Source organism: Mesocryomonas lacus (assembly GCF_055730135.2).
This window is the reverse complement of record NZ_JBUZWE020000037.1, coordinates 1-2,611: the sequence shown is the minus strand read 5'-3', so window position 1 is coordinate 2,611 and position 2,611 is coordinate 1. Positions and strand designations below refer to the sequence as shown.

At 65.5% G+C, this 2,611-nt stretch carries 2 protein-coding genes and 1 pseudogene; all 3 read right to left on the bottom strand.

Annotated features, from left to right (window positions below):
- Positions 1-15: 15 nt before the first annotated feature.
- Positions 16-1,648, bottom strand: a pseudogene (gene tnpC / locus ACZLZY_RS24750) (IS66 family transposase).
- A gap of 73 nt (positions 1,649-1,721) precedes the next feature.
- Positions 1,722-2,063: an IS66 family insertion sequence element accessory protein TnpB gene (tnpB, locus tag ACZLZY_RS24745; RefSeq protein WP_472936622.1), complete on the bottom strand. Its 342-nt coding sequence runs from the start codon at positions 2,061-2,063 to the stop codon at positions 1,722-1,724.
- Positions 2,060-2,443, bottom strand: coding sequence for an IS66-like element accessory protein TnpA (gene tnpA / locus ACZLZY_RS24740; protein ID WP_472936621.1), 384 nt, complete (start codon positions 2,441-2,443; stop codon positions 2,060-2,062). The genes tnpB and tnpA overlap by 4 nt, the downstream gene beginning before the upstream one ends.
- Positions 2,444-2,611 lie beyond the last annotated feature (168 nt).

Below are 2,611 nucleotides of genomic sequence, written 5' to 3'. Positions count from 1 at the left end.
CGGCGTAGGCCGCAGTCAGGCAGCTACGGCTTGATCCTGATAGGGTGCCGCGGCCCAATTCCATGGCAGGAGTTCAGGCAGCCGGCTTTGGGGCATGTCAGCAATGCGGTCGAACGTCGGCGGGCCAGGCCTGCGGATCGACATCGTTGAGCTTGGCGGTGGCGATCATCGTCAGCATGAAGGCACAACGATCGGCGCTGCGCTGCGAGCCGGCGAATGTCCACGAGCGGCGGCCAAGGGCGATCCCGCGTAGGGCTCGTTCCGCCGCGTTGTTCGACAGACATATGCGCCCGTCGGTGGTGAAGCGGGCGAAGGCGTCCCACTTCGTCATCATGTAGTCCATCGCCTTGGCGGTGTCGGCATGGCGTGACAGTCGCGCCCTCTCGGTGCGCATCCAGCTTTCCAGATCGACGAGAAGCGGCAGCGAGTGTTCGCGGCGGATCGCCAGGCGCTCGTCTGCAGGCAAGCCGTTCGCCTTGCGCTCGATGGCGAACAGGGCGTCGATGCGCTTCACCGCCTCCAGCGCCATGGGCGAGAGCGACGCGGCATTCTTCCCGCGCCGGGCATTCTTCGCGATGTCGGCGAGTTCGAAGAACTTGCGACGGGCATGTACCCAGCATAGCGCCTGGGTCAGCGGTCCCAGACTTCGATCCGTAGCATAGAGGCGACCATAGCCTGAGTAGGCATCGGCCTGCAGGATGCCGGTCCAGTCCTTCAGATGCTCCTCTGGCTGTTCGGCGGTGCGATCGGGGGAAGCATGATACAGGGCCGCCGGTGGTGCTTGGCCGTCGAAAGGACGATCGTCGCGCACATAGGTCCATATGCGTCCGGTCACGGTCTTGCCCTTGGCCAGGATCGGCACCGTCGTATCGTCGCCGTGCAGGCGCTCGGCGGCGAGGACGTGGGCGGCGATAAGGTCGTGAAGCGGCCGCGGGGCATGGGCGCAGGCGCCGACCTGGTCGGCGAGCGTCGACAGCGACAGCTCGATCCCTTCCCGGGCATAGCGCTCCGACTGCCGGTTCAGCGGCTGGTGTTGTCCGAACTTGTCGAACAGGATCATCGCCAGGAGGTTCGGGCCGAGGAACCCTCGCGGGGTCGGGTGGAACAGTGCCGGCGCCTGGCTGATCCGCTCGCAGTCCCGGCAGGTGAACTTCTCGCGTACCGTCTGGATCACCTTCCACCGGCGGGGAATCACCTCCAGCGTCTCGGTGACGTCCTCGCCGAGCTTGCGAAGGCGATCCGAGCCGCAGCAGGAACATGCGGAAGGACCTGGCACCACGACGCGCTAGCGCGGCAGATGCTCGGGGAACGGCTTGCGGCCGCCGCGGCGACGGCGCTCGAAGGAGGCCACCGTCGTCGTTTTCGCCGCAGCTTGTTCGGCGGCGAGTTCATCCTCGCTCAAAGCCGCCTCGGCGTCCTCGAGCTGCATCTCCAACTGGTCAATGAGACGGGCTGTCCTCTCCGAGCGTGTGCCGTAGAGCTCGCGCTTCAGCTTCTCGATCTGCAGCGTCAGATGCGCCACCAGCGCCTCGATACCGGAGGCCTTCACCTTGGCATGAGCCGCATCGGCTTCGGCCAAATCGGCGCGCCGTTCTGCTGCCGCCAGAGCGGTCTTCAGGGCGGCGATGTTGTCCGGCAGATCGGGCATGGAGAGGGATCGGGTCCGTTCGCGACCGAAAGATTTTGCCACGTAGGCCCTGCAATGCAAGGGAATTTGCGAGCTATCCCGCCATCTCCGGACGCCATGTTCGCTGCGGATTCCTCCAGTCGATCCCGTCGAGCAGGCAGGCGAGATCCGTGTGTGTCAGAGCCACGACGCCGTCCTTGGCCGAAGGCCAGACGAAGCGTCCGCGCTCCAGCCTCTTGGCGTAAAGCGACAGCCCGACCCCGTCATGCCAGAGGATCTTCACCAGCGATCCGCTGCGCCCGCGAAAGACGAAGAGATCGCCACCATTCGGATCGCGCTTCAGCCCCTCCTGGACGAGGAGCGACAGACCCTGCATTCCCCGCCGCATGTCGGTGTGGCCCATCGCGATCCACACCCGCGCCCGCGACGGGATCATCGCAACGCCTTTAGGACCGCAGCCGCCAGCGCCGGCGGCGTCGAGGCGGCAATCCGCATCCGACTGCCGCCCGGCAGGTCCACCACGATCGCCGTGTCATCGGCGGCCGCAAAGGGGGCGGACATCGCCCCAGGGGCCATCAGAACCGGAACGAAGGCCGGCTCCGGCTTTGTGGCAGGCTGCTCGGTGCGAAAGCTGCGCAGCCACATCCCCAACTGCGAGCGAGAGATCCCGTGCCGCCTCGCCGTCGCCGACACCAGACGCGGTGCCGACTGGCTCTCCATCACGATCCGGAGCTTCTCGTCTTCGCTCCAACGGCGACGACGACCCGTCTCCACGATCTCCAAACGCTCGAAGGCACTGTGCTTATGGACGTCCATACGCGCAGTCTCTTACCGCGCCGGTCAGTTCGAAAGGCGGTTTAGACCGTAGGCGTACGATGCGTCTCATTGCCGAGACACTGATGAAGGCGAGAGCCTCGATCCTTTATCAGATCAAGGTTATGGATCGCCGCCTAATGGCGGTCGCAAGGGCAAATCCGACCGCGT

What these genes read in the sequence shown, in the direction of transcription:
- tnpA (WP_472936621.1), bottom strand. Translation starts at nt 2,443, where the DNA reads ATGGACGTCCATAAGCACAGTGCCTTCGAGCGTTTGGAGATCGTGGAG.
- tnpB (WP_472936622.1), bottom strand. Translation starts at nt 2,063, where the DNA reads ATGATCCCGTCGCGGGCGCGGGTGTGGATCGCGATGGGCCACACCGAC.